A 16,941-nucleotide genomic window follows, 5' to 3' on the forward strand; every position below is an offset into this window, starting at 1 on the left:
GTGGTTTTACCACAAGAACTCTAAAAAGGAGCTGTCCGATTTTCTGGGGTCAGGCCAACATGAACTTTGCTGTAATCGATGTCGTAAAAGATCAGGATAAAGGCAGCGACAAGCACAGCTCGAAAAACATCGTCGTGCCTTTGGTGGTGCAGCGGCGGCTGGAGATAGTGAATTCTACTCCAATCTCGGCGGACACCGGAAAGATTCAGGTGAAATTCTTGGCGGAAGACGGCTTCGATCCATTGAACGATATTGATATCCGCACCTTGAGATTCGGAGCTCCGGAGGAAGTTAATTTTGGGAGAGGTTGCGTTCCGTTAGGATCAATGGCATCGGGAGCTGATCTGATCGTCACCTTTTCTGGTGAGGGAAATGGAATCAGCGATAGCAATTTTGCGGCCAAAATGATTGGGCGGGATCGCGCTGGGAAATTCGTATTCGGGTATGCGAAGCTTCCCTAGGCATCGCACTGGGCAAGGATCTCATTGATGTCCGCCAGCCGACCGATTCCTTGATAACCGCAGGCCAGGTCTCCGCACGCGGGCTCCACGAAATGACACCCGTCGGCTTTGAGCTGAGCGACATTTCTTTGCGTTGCCGGGTGCAGCCACATCTTTCCATTCATGGCCGGTGCGATAAGCACTCGGGTTTCCCTGGGAAGAGCAAGGTATATGGATGAAAGAGGATCCGGTGCCGACCCATGGGCGAAATTTGCAATCGTATTGGCAGAAGCCGGTGCGACGAGAAAAAGATCCGCATTGTCAGCCAGCTCGATGTGGCCAGGCTTCCAGGAATTTTTTTCGTCCTCCAGAGAGACTAGAACGGGGTTTCTGGTAAGTGTCTGTAAGGTCAGAGGTGTGATGAACTCGCATGCGGATCTGGTCATCACCGCGTGAATACGATGACCTTGCTTGACTAGCTGTGAGGCGATGTCCGCTGCCTTGTAGGAAGCTATCGAGCCTGTGATACCGAGGACAATATTCATGATCTCGTGAAGCTCAGCGGAGCATGGAAGAGGCTTTCCTCACCGCATTTCCAAGGAGCTCGATATCCTCCATGGTATTATAGATCGCGAAGGACGCGCGTGTTGTCCCCGTAATCCCGAATCGAGCCATCAGAGGTTGGCAGCAATGATGGCCGGTGCGGACGGCGACTCCCATCTGGTCGATAAGGGTCCCAAGATCGTAGTGATGAACCCCTTCGATGGCGAAAGAAAGTGCACCGACTCGCTCGGATGGGCCGAACAACCTCACACCCGGGATATCCTGGAGTGCGGTCGCGGCTGCCTCAATTAAAGCTTGTTCATGGGCGTGAATTTCATCCATTCCAATCTCATTGACGTAATCAATGGCTGCAGCCAGAGCGATGCCACCTTCGATATTCGGAGTGCCCGCTTCATATTTGAATGGTGGATCGTTGTATGTGGTGCCTTCAAAACTCACTTGCTTGATCATCTCCCCACCTCCGCGCCAGGGTGGAAGCTGCTGCAATAATTCCAGCTTTCCCCAAAGAATTCCGATTCCCGTAGGGGCGTAGATTTTATGGCCGGAAAACGCGACGAAATCCGCTCCCAGTGATTGGACATCAATCGTCATGTGTGGCACCGCCTGCGCGGCATCGATCAGGGTGAGCGTTCCGTTTTCCCGGGCGGCGCTTATCATTTCACGCACGGGATTGACTGTCCCGAAGGCGTTGGAAATCCACCCCACCGCAAGTATTTTTGTTTTATTGGAAAGTAATGCCCGGAAGGCATCCTGGTCCAATACACCATCTTCATCACAAGGAATGACGGAGATTTTGGCACCGTAGCGTTCTGCCAGCATTTGCCATGGGACGATGTTTGAATGATGCTCCAATGTCGAAATTAGAATTTCATCGCCTGGAGAAACGGTGAGGATGTTTGCAACCAGGTTGATTGAATCCGTCGTTCCCGAAGTGAAAATGATCTCGTCCAGACTAGCGGCATTCAAGTGTTTTGCAACCGTCATTCTCGCTTGCTCATGGGCATTGGTCGCCGCGCGTGCGAGATGGTGTGTTCCCCGGTGGATATTTGAATTCAGCTTCTCATAGTAGTTGCGGGATACCTCCAGAACCTGAGTTGGATTATGGGTTGTGGCCGCATTGTCGAGATAAACAATCTGTTTGCCATTTACGGTTTCCGAAAGAATCGGGAAATCGGACTTTATGGAAGTGGGGAGCATAATGGAATAAATGTCGCGTGATGACACGCTGGCGAAGTTATCTCCGTCCGGAGAGGGTCATCCGGATGATGATTTGTTTCTCCGGATATGATTACTGGGAAAGCTGCTCGACTGCGGCGTCAAGGGAGGCCTGATCTTCGATGGAAATTACCGTCGCACTCGGGGCGATTTTTGCAACCAGTCCTGCAAGAACTTTACCAGGACCGATTTCGATAAAGGAAGTGTGTCCCGCATCGATGAAATGCTGGATGGACTCGATCCAACGGACCGAGCCGGTTACCTGGGAGGTGAGTGTGGAGCGGATCTCTCCTTCGGAACCTACCGGCTTTGCGGTAAAGTTCGCCACAACGGGAATCGCAGGAGTCGTAATAATCGTATTTACAAGCTCTTCCGCGAGTTTTTCCTGCGCCGATGCCATCAAACGCGAGTGATACGCGCCAGCGACGTTGAGTTTGATCGCACGACGGATTCCGAAATCCTTTGCCTGTGCGACAGCTGCATCAATGTTCTGGGTCGTTCCGGAGATCACGATTTGTCCGGGAGCATTTAGATTGGCGACGTCCACATCAGTGGCTTCGGCCAAGGCCCGGACTTTTTCCTCATCGCCGCCGATTAGGGCCGCCATGGCACCGTCGGTAGCGTTACAGGCTTCTTCCATGAAAGTGCCACGGCGGGAAACCAGCCGGAGGCCATCCTCGAAGGAAAATGTGTAGGCTGCGGCATGAGCGGTGAATTCGCCGAGTGAAAGGCCGGCTGCTGCGGCGGGCTTGAAGTCAGGGAGACGCTCTTTGAGCAAGGCGAGGCCGATGAGTCCGTGCAGATAGAGGGCCGGCTGGCAATGGGAAGTCGCTGTGAGTTTCTCCTCGGGACCCTCGAACATGATTTCCGTCAGCGAGTAGCCAAGTGCCAGATCCGCTTGATTGGCTAAATCCCGTGCTGTTGCGGAGGATTCGATCCAATCGCGTGCCATGCCGATTTTTTGAGCGCCTTGTCCGGAAAAGAGAATAACAGGTTGTGTCATGGCTTTTTTCTAAGAAGGAAAGCGGGAACTTGAAACTGTAAACTTCCACCAAGCTGGGAGTAGGCATGATTTTTTAGGATGTGTGTGGACAGGCGCAGGTCGTGGAGTGCATCTTGGCGGAGTGAGCGAAGTGATGATTGAAACGAGAAACTTGCACAGAAGCTATAAGATCGGGAAGAAATCGATCGAGGTGCTGCATGGCATAGATCTTAGCATCTCCAGAGGAGAAAAGGTCTTCCTTTGTGGGCCCTCTGGCGCCGGGAAAACCACACTTCTTTACACGCTCGCCGGGCTGGAGCCGCCGGAACAAGGTAGCGTCCACATTGCCGGCACGGATCTCTACTCCCTGGGGCGGAAGGAGCAGGCAGAATTCCGGAACAAGTCGATAGGCTATATTTTTCAAAATTATTATCTATTGCCCGAACTGACAGCTGTCGAAAACGTGGCCGTGCCGGGAGCGATCGCGGGAGAAAATCGCACGGAAGCAGCGCTTTCGGCACTTGAACGCGTGGGATTGAGAGACCGCGCAGATCATCTACCGGCGGAAATGTCCGGGGGGGAACAACAGCGGGTCGCTATCGCGCGAGCTATCGTCAATGAACCTACGGTCCTTTTTGCAGACGAGCCGACAGGGAATCTAGACTCCAATACGAGCGGCGAGATAATGAAAATCCTGCTCGAGCTGGCTGACGAGCACGGCGTGACGTTGATCGTTGTCACCCACGATCGTAGTTTGGCCGAGGTGGGCGACCGCACGCTGATTATCAAGGATGGAAAAGTCAGCTAAACGGAAGATCCTACTCAAAATACTTCTTAAGGGCCCGTTGCTCGTCCGGCGCGAGAGAGTCTTTCCAAACCCGATCACCACCTTTTCCCCGGGAGCCTTCACCACCCTCCACAGGTGCCGTAGGATCCTCATCCACTGAGTGTTTGCCATCCTGTAGCTGCAGAAGATCGCCGGGCATTGCCTTGGAAAGATCCTTTGCCTCGAGTCCGGTCAATTCGCCGGTATCAAGGGCCTCCTTTTCATCGCCGAGGACATTTGGATCATGCCCGGGTCCCCGCTGGATACCGCCGGAGCCATAACCTTCAGCACCTTCCTTTCCTCCGGAGCGGCTTTCTCCCTCGCCGTTTTCTCCGCCTTCGCCGAGCAGTTCCTCGGACCAATCACCGTTTTCCCCGACTCCTGATTTTTCCAAAGACTCGCGGAGTTTCTTCATGCCTTCCTTGAGTTGCGATAGCTGCTCGGGAGATAGTTTTCCGAGGTTTTCCGGATCCAAATTTGAAAGTTGATCCAGCAGTTCCGGATTGGGCTTCATCGCGCCATTTTGTATGGCTTCGAGAGCGCTCTCAAAATCCTCTGCGAGTTTTTGCTTTTGCTCCCCGCTCATCTGCTCCGGATTCTCTCCCAGTTCTTCCAATGCGTTTTCCGCTTCGGAGACGTTCTTCTGCAGATCCTCAACATTGGAGTTCTGGGTTTGTTCGAGACTATCTGTCGCTTCAAGCGATGCGTGGCTGAACCAATCTTCCTCCTCCTGGGAACGCAATTGATCAAGACGCTTTTGCATCTCCTCAAGGTATTCTGAATCGACTGCGGCGTCCTCAGCGAGTTGCTCAAGCTGGGAATCGATTTGCGACCATGCCTGAGGCTCGCGGGAGGGTGGAGGAGTCTCGTCTGGTTTTGCGCTAATGGGGATGAACAAGCCCAAAGCAAGAAGTGCCAGAGCGCCAACCGGCGGGATGATTGCCCTGGGAAGATGCCAACCCAGTGATTCGATTCGATGATTTGGTGGCTCCGGCCAATCGATAAGACCGCAGTTTGCCGTTGAGAGGGCGTTGTTCATCCCGGAATCCGCTTCGATCCGGACAAGTGCCTGGGCAACGCTTTCAAAACGTGACCAGGCGAGTCTAAGACATATCAGCGCTACAGCAAAGATGACGCAGCCCAGTCCCAAGCCGATGTAGAGTGGCGGCATGGCAGGCATTTCACGACGGATTGCCAGCGTAATGACCGCTCCGAGCGCAGCGGTGATGAGCAGGGGAGCAGACAGCGTTTGAAGAAACCAAGCGAAATTGATGCGATGCGAGAGCTTTTTCGCCCTCTGCACCCAAAATGCTTGCTGCTTGGATTCCGCTCTCATGCCCGTTTGCACCTGAAACTTAAAGCGTGTGCCCCATGCGCAGGCGTTTGGTATCCAGATACTTCTGGTTATGCACATTAGGCGGCAATGAAAGAGGTAACTGCTCTGTGATTTCTAGGCCGTAACCCTCAAGTCCAATAACCTTCTTCGGATTGTTCGTGAGGAGTTTTATGCGACGGACTCCCAGATCATAAAGAATCTGGGCACCCATGCCATAATCCCGCAAATCTGAAGCGAATCCGAGTTTCTCGTTGGCTTCGATGGTATCCAGGCCCTCTTCCTGGAGCTTGTAGGCGTGGATTTTTGCAGGAAGCCCGATGCCGCGTCCTTCCTGGCGCAGGTAAAGCAATACTCCTCCATCCTCGGAAATCCGCTTCATTGCGGCATCAAGCTGAGGTCCGCAATCGCAACGCTGTGAATGGAAAACGTCCCCGGTGAGGCACTCGGAATGGACGCGCACAAGCGTAGGTTTGTCAGGATCGATCGTTCCACGAGTCAGGGCCAAGTGGTGGGAATTATCCAGCGCCACTGTGTAAAGATGACATTTGAAATCGCCGAAGTCGGTGGGCATCAAAACTGTATTCTCATGCTTGATGAACTTTTCCGAGCGGCGGCGGTATTCGATGATTTGTGCGATGGTGCACGCCTTCAGATCGTGCTTTTTCTGATATTCCCCGAGATTTCCGACGCGGGCCATCGAGCCATCTTCATCCATGATTTCACAGATCACTCCGGCTTCGGGCAGACCTGCCAGCTTCACGAGATCGATAGCAGCTTCGGTATGACCAGCGCGGCGGAGAACGCCACCACACATCGCCTGTAGAGGGAAAATGTGTCCTGGCTTTACAAACGCCTCCGCATGTGAATCGGGATCCGCGAGAAGCCGCAAGGTCAATGCTCTATCCGCTGCGGATATTCCTGTGGTGATTCCCTGTGCCGCATCCACGGAGACGGTAAATGCAGTCTTCATTCCTTCAAGATTCCGGCGTGTCATCTGGGGAAGATCGAGCTCTTCAGCCCGTTCCCGGCTGATTGGTGCACAGATCAGGCCACGTGCGTGAACAGCCATGAAGTTCACCATTTCTTTTGAGCAGAGCGAGGCTGCGCCAACGAGATCGGCTTCGTTTTCGCGGGATGGATCGTCGGCAACGATCACCACCTTACCGGCGGCGATGTCAGCGATAATTTCGTCAATGGAATGAAAGATGAGAGTGGACACAGTGGATATACGGGTAAAAAAGAGTTCGTGATGGGAATTTTCGCTTAATTGAGTAGCGGATTTCTTGGGGAATAGGAGAGAAGGTGATGATAGGGGGAAATCTGCCGGAGGAGGTTTTTCCACAAGCTGAGATCATGGGGAAGAGAAATGAGATCGGCAGTGGGTTTGGAGGTAAACCAAGCTTTTGCGAGAATTTCACTCTCCAATTGTCCCGGGGACCATGCGGAATAGCCGACGGTCGCCCGGACAACGCAATCGCCGCGCTTCAGCAAATCGACGGCGGTTTTGGCTGTAATTCCGGATTTCAGATCCATCTTGTTCTTTTTCCATGAAAATGCGGTAAATCCCAGCTGATCTGTGGATAGCGGGCCGCCGCGGTGCACGGGAAGATCCTGGAGCTCGGAAAGCGCAGGATCAGAGACGAGGTCGCCCAGTTTCGCATCCGTCGGATGATTCAATATGATTCCGACGGCTCCTTCATCCGGGTCGTGTTCTGAGAGTAGAATCACACTCCTCTCGAAGATACCTTGGCCGAGCGAAGGTGTTGCCAGTAGCAATTTTCGCCGCAGGCAGATGGGTAGCTCGGATGCTGATGAATCGTCCACGCCGTGAAATTAGCGTAGCTCCCGAGATTTGCTAGAACCGATTCTCCGTGTTTTTACCCAAAATGTCCGGGCATTTTCGGAGCATGGCAGGACTGAAAGAAAAGCTGACGTTCCAGAATTTCAGCCCCGAGAAGGACCGGGAGAGCCAGCCAGGGGCTGACGAGAGCAGCGAAGGCGGCGACGAATGCGAGAATGACCCGGGCATTGAGGATTTTCCGAAGAGGGCTGAGCTGAAGCCTGGCGGAATGTAGATCGGCATCCCATGCGGCATCTTCCGATCCGGCGGATTTCAGGACTCTGGCTTCGGGTAACAATTTGAAGATGATCGCCATTGCCGCAAATATCCCGAAGGATGGATTGCCGACCGTCAGTCCGATGAGTAGAAATGCCAGGAAACTTCCGTAAAAACGTGTGGAGGTGAGATAAAAACGCCAGGACACACGTTTCGTATCCTGGTAGATCATCACGCTTGTAAATATTGCCGCCATGGCTGCGGGAATCGCAGAAAGTGTAGTAAGCAGGAGGATGATATCCTTGAACGGGAAATCTGGCACCAGCCGCATTCCCAATAGAACAAGGGGTAGGGGGGCAACGACGGAAAAGGCTAGAATCTCCCTGGACAGCCAGGAGGTCCGCAAACCGAGAAAGAAGCGCCAGGCTTTGAGTGGTTGCCCGAGATGCAATGTGGCCGCAATCATCCCAAAATTGAAGAGAACCACGGAGCAGATTGTCAAAAACAGGGCGTTTCTGGAAACAAGAAAATCGCTTTGCAAACTGGCGCTTCCGGCAAGACCCAGGCCTGCCTGGGTGAGCACGAGCATGAAAACCAATGGCCAGTGAGCGTGCTCCGGGGAAAGTTTTTCGCGATCCGCAGCATGAGCTGTCAGAGGAGGCTTGCGCCCAACATAACGGGTGCTTGGCAGCGTGATTTTTGAGTCCGGAATGGAGGAGGCGGTGCTGAAGAGAGAGGATTTGAAAAGTGATATGTCCGCGCTATCGCGGTTGTCGATCGTCTTGTGTTTGACAATACGGATCGCTTCCGTCGGGCAGGCCTGGACACAAGCCGGGGCCTCGCCCTCCGCGAGACGTTGGTGACACATGTCACACTTGCGGACGATTCCACGTGTCTTTGAGTATTTGGGCACGTCATACGGGCATTTCAGAATACAGTAGGAACAGCCGATACATTGATCGTCCAAATGACGGACGATTCCAGTGTCCTCCTCTTTTTCGTAAGCTCCCACCGGGCAGCCGTCCATACAGCCGGGATCTTCACAATGGTGGCAGGCGGAGGTGATGGTCTGCTGGTAGGAAGGTGCGGCCTCTCCCCCCAGGAGCGTCCCGACATCGCGCCACGTTTCCCCGTCATCGAGTCCGTTCAGAGATGCGCATGCCGAAACGCATGCCTTGCAGCCGGTGCAGCGATCCAGGGAGACCTCGAAGGCATATTGCTCTCCGGTGGCTGGCTTGGTCAAAGGGATGAGAGAACGGTATTGGGGTTCCAGATCGGGTGCGGGACGATGCTTCTCGGAAAACTTCGCAACAGGTGTCTGGAGCTTGGATTGTTCTGCCAAGAGCTCGTCGATCAGGGTGGTCATGCGAAAGGTTTCTAAGTGGTTTGATGGATGATCTACCGTCTCAAGCGGAAAACCGCGGTTCAGGAATGTAATGCGATGAGAGATTCGAGCGGCTGACGGTTCGTAAAACGAATGAAACTTTCATTCTCCACACGGTTGGAGAGATAATGGGAAAGTAATTTTTCCAAAAGTGCCGGGATATCAGTAAAAGCGACAGCCTTCCACACCTCGCGGGCAATGGCTTGCGTATCATCCACGCCGCCGCCCAAGACGATGTTGTATCCGTCCACCGTTTCACCGGCCGCATTTTTCACAGGGACTCCCATCAGGCCGATATCGCCGATGTAATGCTGGGCACATGAGTGATTGCATCCTGTCAGATGAATATTGATAGGCTGATCCAGCTGAAATTTTTCCGAGAGCAGCCTGCCGAGTTCGACAGCATTTCCCTTGGTATCCGCGGCTGCATATTTGCACCCACGCGAGCCGGTGCAGGCAATGATACCTCCGGTGATGCTGGCAGGGCGATAATCCAGGCCTGCGGCGATAATTGCGGCAGCCGCTGCCTCCACATTTTCATCCGGAATCCCTGGAATCAGTAAGTTCTGCCATACGGTCAGGCGGATTTCACCGCGACCATATCGATCTGCGATAGAGGCGAGATCCGTCATTTGTCGACAGCTCAGGCGCCCAACCGGGGTAAGCACCCCGATGTAGTTCTTTCCGTCCGATTGAGCATGAATGCCAAGGTGGCCATGCTTCGTTTTGGGATTGGGAACCTTGCAGCTCTCAACCGGAGTGAAGGTCAGCGGAAAGGTCAGTTTTCTTTCCGTCTCTTGAAGCAGACGTGGAATGCCCCAATCATCGACCAGGTATTTGAGCCTGGCCTTCTTACGGTTCGTGCGGTCGCCATTTTCAATGAAGACGCGCAGAATCGCGGCTGCCACGGGAATTGTTTGTGAAGGTGTCAGCAGAATTCCGGCATCGGTCGCGAACTGCTTATGACCTGTGATACCACAGAGCTGGAGCCGAAAAGCCACTTCACCATTCATCGTGCGGACCGCATAAAATGCGATGTCATTTGTATCCGCGCAGGCTGAAATACGGCCGCCGGAATCGTAGGCGATGTTGAACTTGCGCGGGAGGCCATAAAGATCGCGATTTCTAAGGATATAATGATGCATCGCCTTGGCATAAGGCAGCACATCGATGAGCTCATCCGGGTCGAACCCCGTCGTCGGGCTAGCGGTGATGTTGCGAACATTATCCGCACCGGAACCTTGTGAGGTAAGCCCGAGATCACAAAGCTCATCCAGGATGGCAGGGCAGTTCTTTGGTTCGATTTCCCGGATCTGGACATTGGCGCGGGTCGTGAGATCAGCATGGCCCGGTCCGTAAAGCTCTGCCATACGGGCTAGGCCGCGCAATTGGGAGCTGCTAAGAGCGCCGCCAGCAATCCTACAGCGCAGCATGAAAGAGTCCTGGGCGGGAGATACATGAAAAAGGCCATGAAACTTATAACGAAAGGAGTCCTCGGCAGTCGGAAAACTATTTGATTCCGCATTGAGGAGCATCGTCGGGTAACAATCCAGGCCGTTCTGGGCGTGTTTGATGAGTTCCTCCCGGCAAAGCTCATCCAGCGGGGTGCCATAAACAGTTTCCACAGCCTCCTCCGGATCATCGGTGAATCGTTTTTCCGCATCCTGCCCGAGGTAGGGGAGCGACCTTCCTTGGAGAACTCCTGAAACGAATCCGGTGAGATAGTTTTGCTGCTCTACGGTGAAGACTGAATTATTGATATCGACCATGTATTGCTGGGGTTGTTTTCCGGTAGCCATTCAAGCATCGGTGGTGCCAGCTCTTGGGTGGGTGGATCAGCGAGTAAGGAAAATGATATGTGGGAAGTATGAGTTTGAGTCATGGGTGTGGAATCGGGCGGATTCATGGAAAATATTTGTCATTCCGTAATGTCCCATCCATCATTCAAGAAATGGATCTGACCACGATTTCTGAAGACTTGTTGCATGAAGGGGAACATCCGCATTTCAATGGAACGCGTGTTGAAATGGCGACTCTCGAGGATCTTCCGGCGCTCACGGAACTTGTGCTGGATCTATTTTCCATGTCTTCGGGGGACTTTACCGCAGACCGGGATGTGCAGGAAAGGGGGCTACGTCTTATCTTGGAGGAGCCAAGCCGTGGAAGAATCGCCGTGATAAGAAATGACGATCAAATCTTTGGGATGGTGAATATGCTTTTCACGATCTCCACAGCCCGCGGTGGTTTTGTCATCCTGATGGAAGACGTGGTCATTCATCCCCATCACCGGGGCCAGGGATATGGCTCGATGCTGCTGGACTACGTGATAGCTTTCGCGAAACAGAAGAATTTTCTGCGGATCACCTTGCTCACAGATCGGATTAGTGCGGAAAGCCAGGAGTTCTTCCGGAAACAAGGCTTCGAGTATTCAAATATGATCCCGATGCGCTGCCTGATCGAAACAACTTGATCTCTCCCGGCGGGGTCCGGGTCACGAAATGAGACTTCCGGTAAATCCGCCCTTACTGGCTGGAAAGATATTTCTTCAGAACGGGGGAAAGGATATCCTCAATGGATGTGTCCTTGATCACTAGCTGCAGGGACTTTACCGCGACAGGAATGTGCTGGCGATACCAGTTGTCTCCCCGGTTCTCGATGATGTTCCCGAAGGCTCCGAGTGCTTGCATCAAGCGTTGTGCGGCACATTGGTTGAAAAGTGATTTTTCCGGTCGCTCATCTGAAATGTCCTCCCAGAGATCGAGCAAATGCTCCCGCTCATCTGCGGAATGATCCATGTATGGATCAAAAATCAATGAAGCGAGATCGTATTCCTGGCGCCCGCGGCGGAGGCCCTGGAAATCGATCATATAGATTTTCCCGTCCTTGATGATGAGGTTCTGCGATTGGAAATCCCGGTGGACCAAGTGCTTGTGCGAGGAGCCGAGGCCTTCCGCCATTTCGATGAATGCCTCGCTCTTTTCCAAGGGGACCGGACTTTCTTTTAGAAAATCCTCGATAAAATAATCGAAAAAGTATTTTTGCTCCCAGCGGTATAGATCCGCATCAAATGGCGGCATCAGCTCCAGATCTTTTGGAACCCGAGCGTAGAAAAGCCGATCGATCTGCTCCAGTGCGGAGCGGTAATACGGCAGGCGTGCCTCAAAGGGCTGGTCTTTCAAGGAGTGTAGATCCGTATCGCCCAAATCCTCAATCAGCGCGACATTGTGCTGGGAGCGATCAAAGAGAATTTTCGGAACATTGAACCGGGTTTGCTTCAAAAACTCCGCAATTGGGACAAATTGTGCGTTGTCTTCACGTTCATCGGTCCAATGGACGCCGATGAGATCCTCGTGGACAGGTGTTTTGACTCGCACGATTGTCCTGCCAGACGCGCCACGCTTCATCGGAACCATCGTTACCGGCGTGGTCGGATCAATCTGCAGATATTGTCTGGTGGTGGAGAGAATGGCTTCTGTGGACATGGACGTGGAAAGGTAAATATGATTTTTAGGTTGATTACCAGACGAAAGCTTTCGTGCGGATACGGAATGTTCCCTCCTAATGCGGGATTGACTGGGGCAGCGATGGAGGGTTTCATTCGCCGCCGCTGATGCGGCTTGGTTTATGGATTATTCAGCGAAAATAGCGCGGCATGTGGCATCGATTCCAAGATCTGGAATCCGGGATTTCTTCGAATTGGTGCAGGGTAGGGATGATGTGATCTCATTGGGTGTCGGCGAGCCCGACTTCGTCACTCCCTGGCATATCCGTGAGGCGGCGATCTACTCGCTGGAGAAGGGCCAAACAACGTATACTTCCAATCTCGGCTTGCTCAGTCTGCGCAAATCGATTTCAAAGTATGTCAGCGGATTTTTCGAAATCGATTATAATCCTGCTACTGAAATTCTTGTGACCGTTGGGGTCTCGGAGGCGATCGATATCGCCCTGCGCGCGCTCCTGAATCCCGGGGAAGAAGTGATTTATCACGAGCCCTGTTACGTCTCTTACTCTCCAAGTATTGTCATGGCCCACGGCAAGGCTGTAGCAGTGGAAACCACCAAAGAAGACGGCTTTTCACTCAAGCCGGAAGCTCTTGAGAAGGTGATTACGCCCCAGAGCCGGATTCTGATGCTGAATTTCCCGACAAATCCGACGGGTGCCGTCGCCACGAACGAGGATCTGGAAGGAATTGCCAAGCTGGCTGTGAAGCACGATCTGATCGTTCTCGCAGATGAAATTTATAGCGAGCTCCGCTACGATGGAGTGAAACATGTATCGATCGCATCCTTACCCGGAATGAAGGAAAGAACGGTGCTGATGCATGGATTCTCGAAGGCGTTTGCGATGACAGGGTTCCGTCTCGGATACGCTTGTGCTCCGCAGCCGATCATCGAAGCGATGATGAAAATCCACCAATACTCCATGCTCTGCGCTCCGATCATGAGTCAAAACGCAGCTGTGGAGGCACTCGAAAATGGTGCTCCCCAGATGCAGATGATGAAGGACAGTTATCATCAACGACGGGATTTCGTGGTGAAAAGACTCAATGAATTAGGATTGGACTGCCACACACCGGGCGGAGCTTTCTACGTGTTCCCGGATATCCGGAGCACCGGCTTGTCATCGAAGGAATTCGCCATGCAATTGCTGGAGGCAGAGAGCGTGGCAGCTGTTCCGGGCGGAGCTTTTGGCCCGAGTGGTGAAGGTTTCCTCCGGTGCTGTTATGCAACGGGGATGGAAGATCTCCGCACGGCGATGAACTGCATGGAACGCTTTGTCGGCACGTTGTAATACCGGGCGATAAAGGCAATGGAAGCTGATTTGAAAAATCCTGAAAAACTGACCAAAGCGCATGTAGTGCCTTTCGGGGTTTTCATGGTCTTCCTCATTCTGCTACAGCTTTGTGATAGTGTCTTCGGTTGGGACCATCCCGCTGCTCCGTGGTATAAGCAGGATGTTGCCCAGTGGGTTTACCCGCTGCAGAGCCTCGTGGTGCTGGTATTGCTGATCCGCTTCTGGAAGTTTTACGATTTCAATTGGAGCGTGAAATGGTCGCTCGCCGGAGTGGCCTTTGGAGCCATAGGGATCGGATTCTGGCTTCTCCCGACATTTCTCTACGATTCCTGGGGACTAACGGGGGAGACTGACGGGTGGATGAAAATGCTGGGAATCGCAAAACGCGATGATGGCTTCGATCCCGGGATGTTTGAAAATCCGGCGGCATATTGGACTTCGCTAACGATGCGATTCTTCCGTGCGGCAGTGATCGTGGCTTTCGTGGAAGAGATCTTCTGGAGAGGCTTCCTCATGCGTTTTGTGATGGACTGGGAGGGAGATTATTGGAAGCAGCCCTTTGGACGGATTCATTGGAAGAACTATACCATCGTCACCGGTGTTTTCATGCTCGCGCACGCTCCAATCGACTGGCCGGCAGCGTTTATCTATGGCTCGTTGACCTACTTGCTCTGTGTCTGGAGTAAAAACCTCGGAGCCTGCATCGTCATGCATGCGGTGGCGAATTTCCTGATGGGACTTTATATTATGTCCTACGGAAAATACGGCTTGTGGTAAAAAGAAACGGCGATCGTGATGACCGCCGTTTTGGATTCGAAATTTTCGGAATTAAGGATGCTTCGCGTGCCATTCCTTATAGACCTTCGGTGAAATCTCAGATGGTTTGATTTCCGAACGGCCGCCCCAGAAAACATTCGTATAGGAGACTGGGATACCAATTTCCTCCAGGTGTTTATCGATGGCTGCTTTATGAGCCAGCACGCGATCCTTCTCCGTGCCGTGAACCACGCCCATAATATTTACATCGCCGAATTGCGGCCCACCTTCACGCCAATAGCAATGAGTCATGCAGTAGTGGCGGCCTACCTCGGCTCCGGCCTCGATTTCCCGGCCCTTTGGCACAGCCCAATGGAAGAGTCCATTGAAGCGGGTAACCCGCTCCCCGGTTTCTGAGGGTTTCACATGCTCCAGGAAGGTAGAGAAACGGCCGATAACTTTCTTCTCGTTCAATGCCTCTGCAACCTCACAGAAACGATCCAGGGAAACACCTGCTCTCTCTGCTCGTTTTTCCCAAGGGTTTTCATTGATTTCGTCCAAGGTAAGCTCTTCCTTGAGAATCAGTAGGATCTCCCATTCTTCATCGGTAAGATCCGCGGGGACAGTGGTCATCATGACTGCGGGATCAGGGGATTTTTCCCCGGGCTCCATGGTTTTGCGGCGCATGTGGCCAACGCCAAGAGCAAAAACACCGTTGGCAGGCATTAGCAGATATTCCGTTGCCCCGGTGAGTGCGAGGAGTTTGGTCGCGTGGAAATCAAGCGACTCGCCGACAGGAACTTTCAGTGTGGTCCAGAGCCGGTAGCCGGAGCCGGACACTTCGGTATCGGTGGAGCGAATGACCACATGTCCAGAAAACGGATCTTCCTTCGCCATGAAATCGAAGGCCGCATTGAGCTTATCTTCGGGCACTTTCCAGGCAACCAATGCTCCGTGTGCAAGCTTCGTGGCTAGCATCGTCTGACGAACGCGGCGGATGATGCCGGCGTCCTGCATGGCACGGATGCGCTCGATGACGGTTTCCAACGGAACTCCGGATTTTTCTGCGATAAGCTGGAAAGGATGGCGCTGGAAGCCTGCAATCAAATCTTCTGAAATTGATAGGATCTGCTTGTTGATGGGGTCTGAGACGGCTGTAGGGATATCGGAAGTCATTGGGCGGATGGTATGCGGGGATTTAGGAACGTCCAAGCCAGATTGATTCTTGCGGAGGATTTGAGAGAAAGTGAGTAATTTTCAGCAAGGGGTTCACAGAAGCTTTTTCAGGTAAGCGAGGGCTTCCTCCCGGGAAGTGATGCGTCCTTCAAGTTGCTCGGTCTGGATTTCGTCGAGGATTTCTTTGAACCCCGGGCCGGGTGTCAGGCCGCATTGGATCAGGTCTTTTCCACTGATCCATGCCGGTGGAATCAATGGCTCGGCTGCGAATTCCTCGGCTTTCTCGTGGAGAAAAACATAATTATCGGTAAAACCGTTCGATGATGCGCAGTCGACTCTGTGGAGCTCCATCTCTTGCTCGAATGTCGGGACCGACATGAAACGCTTGAGCCTGGCTTTCCGCATTTGCTGGACGTTCATGAACTGCATATGTCGTGAAACCATGTGCGCGGCATCGCGGATGACGGCATTGGGATATTTCAATCTAGAAAGGATTTCTTCCGTCATTTCCGCCCCGAGTGTGTCGTGTCCATTGAAGCGGATCCGGTTGGATTCTTCGTCGAAGGTCTGAGTCGGAGGCTTGGCGATATCGTGTAACAGGGTTGCCAAACAAAGCTCCAAAGAGGCATCGTCTTCAAGCATTTCCAACATGATGCACGTGTGGGTGTAAACATCACCTTCAGGATGCCACTCCGGGGGTTGTTCGCAGCCAATCAAGGCAATAACCTCCGGAATCACGTGTTGGATCAAGCCCGTATCGACAAGGAGTTCAATGCCTCGGCGACGGTTTCTTGAGGTGATGATCTTAGAAAATTCATCCCTTATGCGCTCCGGGGAAATTTTATGAAGGAGATGTGAATTCTCCCGAAGCGCGGTGAGTGTGCTGGTCTCGATGGGAAAATCGAGCGTGGTGGCAAAGCGGACCGCCCGCAGCAGCCGTAGTGCATCCTCCTGAAAACGATGGGAAGGGGTGCCGATCGCCCTCAGGACTCTGTCTCTGATATCAGCCAAACCATTGACGTGATCGATGATCTCACCCGTTTCCGGATGTTCGAAGAGTCCGTTGATCGTGAAGTCACGCCGATGGGCATCTTCTTCGGGAGTGGAGAAGGTGACGCTGTCAGGTCGGCGGCCATCGGCGTATGAGCCATCCGTCCGGAAGGTGGCGATTTCGATATGATGCCCCGCGTATTTTGTAATCACGACTCCGAAATGAGCACCAACCTGATTGGAGCCTGGAAATAATTTCAATACATCCTTAGGAGTGGCCGACGTGGCGAGATCGAAATCCTTTGGTTTCAGGCCCAGAAGTTTGTCACGGACACAGCCGCCTGCAAAATAGGTGATGTGGCCGGCCTTGGTAAGAATTTCAGCCTGTGCGGTGGCTGCTTCGCGGTTTGACATAAATAAAA

15 protein-coding genes and 1 pseudogene are annotated in these 16,941 nt (G+C 52.9%); 5 read left to right on the plus strand and 11 right to left on the minus strand.

Features of this window, described 5'->3' with window-relative positions:
* A pseudogene (locus tag ACFSSA_RS08215) lies at window positions 1-461 on the plus strand (hypothetical protein); the annotation flags it as partial.
* On the opposite strand, the gene ACFSSA_RS08220 reads toward ACFSSA_RS08215, so the two are convergent.
* From ACFSSA_RS08220 to fabD, 3 genes are all read right to left on the minus strand, one after another.
* On the minus strand, window positions 458-985 hold the full coding sequence (locus tag ACFSSA_RS08220; RefSeq protein WP_386819953.1) for a flavoprotein: 528 nt from the start codon (window positions 983-985) through the stop codon (window positions 458-460). The pseudogene ACFSSA_RS08215 and the gene ACFSSA_RS08220 overlap by 4 nt on opposite strands.
* A 13-nt stretch (window positions 986-998) precedes the next feature.
* The gene (locus ACFSSA_RS08225; protein WP_386819954.1) at window positions 999-2,201 is read right to left on the minus strand and encodes an aminotransferase class V-fold PLP-dependent enzyme; all 1,203 of its coding nucleotides are present in this window, start codon (window positions 2,199-2,201) and stop codon (window positions 999-1,001) included.
* A 91-nt stretch (window positions 2,202-2,292) separates the two neighbouring features.
* Window positions 2,293-3,222 carry an ACP S-malonyltransferase gene (fabD, locus tag ACFSSA_RS08230; protein WP_386819955.1) on the minus strand — a complete coding sequence of 310 codons (930 nt, stop codon included), beginning with the start codon at window positions 3,220-3,222 and terminating at the stop codon, window positions 2,293-2,295.
* A gap of 82 nt (window positions 3,223-3,304) precedes the next feature.
* Between fabD and ACFSSA_RS08235 the strand changes: the two genes are divergently transcribed.
* Window positions 3,305-4,009, plus strand: coding sequence for an ABC transporter ATP-binding protein (locus ACFSSA_RS08235; RefSeq protein WP_386819956.1), 705 nt, complete (start codon window positions 3,305-3,307; stop codon window positions 4,007-4,009).
* Window positions 4,010-4,019: 10 nt separating this feature from the next.
* Here ACFSSA_RS08235 and ACFSSA_RS08240 read toward each other — a convergent pair whose 3' ends face one another.
* The 5 genes from ACFSSA_RS08240 to ACFSSA_RS08260 are packed head-to-tail and all read right to left on the minus strand — an operon-like array spanning window position 4,020 to window position 10,602.
* A complete protein-coding gene (locus ACFSSA_RS08240; RefSeq protein WP_386819957.1) occupies window positions 4,020-5,363 on the minus strand; it encodes a DNA repair protein RecN in 1,344 nt (447 codons plus the stop codon).
* Between the two features lie 19 nt (window positions 5,364-5,382).
* Window positions 5,383-6,582, minus strand: coding sequence for a bifunctional 3,4-dihydroxy-2-butanone-4-phosphate synthase/GTP cyclohydrolase II (locus ACFSSA_RS08245; protein WP_386819958.1), 1,200 nt, complete (start codon window positions 6,580-6,582; stop codon window positions 5,383-5,385).
* 44 nt (window positions 6,583-6,626) lie between these two features.
* The gene (locus ACFSSA_RS08250) at window positions 6,627-7,187 is read right to left on the minus strand and encodes a YqgE/AlgH family protein (protein ID WP_386819959.1); all 561 of its coding nucleotides are present in this window, start codon (window positions 7,185-7,187) and stop codon (window positions 6,627-6,629) included.
* A 53-nt stretch (window positions 7,188-7,240) separates the two neighbouring features.
* Window positions 7,241-8,785 carry a DmsC/YnfH family molybdoenzyme membrane anchor subunit gene (locus ACFSSA_RS08255; RefSeq protein ID WP_386819960.1) on the minus strand — a complete coding sequence of 515 codons (1,545 nt, stop codon included), beginning with the start codon at window positions 8,783-8,785 and terminating at the stop codon, window positions 7,241-7,243.
* A 59-nt stretch (window positions 8,786-8,844) separates the two neighbouring features.
* Window positions 8,845-10,602, minus strand: a complete 1,758-nt coding sequence (locus tag ACFSSA_RS08260; protein WP_386819961.1) for a NirA family protein — start codon at window positions 10,600-10,602, stop codon at window positions 8,845-8,847.
* Between the two features lie 116 nt (window positions 10,603-10,718).
* On the opposite strand from ACFSSA_RS08260, the gene ACFSSA_RS08265 reads away from it, so the two are divergent.
* Window positions 10,719-11,273, plus strand: a complete 555-nt coding sequence (locus tag ACFSSA_RS08265; RefSeq protein ID WP_386819962.1) for a GNAT family N-acetyltransferase — start codon at window positions 10,719-10,721, stop codon at window positions 11,271-11,273.
* Window positions 11,274-11,325: 52 nt separating this feature from the next.
* Here ACFSSA_RS08265 and ACFSSA_RS08270 read toward each other — a convergent pair whose 3' ends face one another.
* Complete coding sequence (locus ACFSSA_RS08270; RefSeq protein ID WP_386819963.1) at window positions 11,326-12,285, minus strand: phosphotransferase; 960 nt, start codon at window positions 12,283-12,285, stop codon at window positions 11,326-11,328.
* A gap of 142 nt (window positions 12,286-12,427) precedes the next feature.
* On the opposite strand from ACFSSA_RS08270, the gene ACFSSA_RS08275 reads away from it, so the two are divergent.
* On the plus strand, window positions 12,428-13,594 hold the full coding sequence (locus ACFSSA_RS08275) for an aminotransferase class I/II-fold pyridoxal phosphate-dependent enzyme (protein WP_386819964.1): 1,167 nt from the start codon (window positions 12,428-12,430) through the stop codon (window positions 13,592-13,594).
* A gap of 18 nt (window positions 13,595-13,612) precedes the next feature.
* Window positions 13,613-14,374 (plus strand): CAAX prenyl protease-related protein, encoded by a 762-nt coding sequence (locus tag ACFSSA_RS08280; RefSeq protein ID WP_386819965.1) that lies wholly within the window; start codon window positions 13,613-13,615, stop codon window positions 14,372-14,374.
* A gap of 51 nt (window positions 14,375-14,425) precedes the next feature.
* Here ACFSSA_RS08280 and ACFSSA_RS08285 read toward each other — a convergent pair whose 3' ends face one another.
* The gene (locus tag ACFSSA_RS08285) at window positions 14,426-15,529 is read right to left on the minus strand and encodes an Lrp/AsnC family transcriptional regulator (RefSeq protein ID WP_386819966.1); all 1,104 of its coding nucleotides are present in this window, start codon (window positions 15,527-15,529) and stop codon (window positions 14,426-14,428) included.
* A gap of 93 nt (window positions 15,530-15,622) precedes the next feature.
* Window positions 15,623-16,933 carry a CCA tRNA nucleotidyltransferase gene (locus tag ACFSSA_RS08290; protein ID WP_386819967.1) on the minus strand — a complete coding sequence of 437 codons (1,311 nt, stop codon included), beginning with the start codon at window positions 16,931-16,933 and terminating at the stop codon, window positions 15,623-15,625.
* Between the last annotated feature and the right edge of the window lie 8 nt (window positions 16,934-16,941).

The organism is Luteolibacter algae (assembly GCF_042683045.1).
Lineage (GTDB): Bacteria > Verrucomicrobiota > Verrucomicrobiia > Verrucomicrobiales > Akkermansiaceae > Luteolibacter > Luteolibacter algae.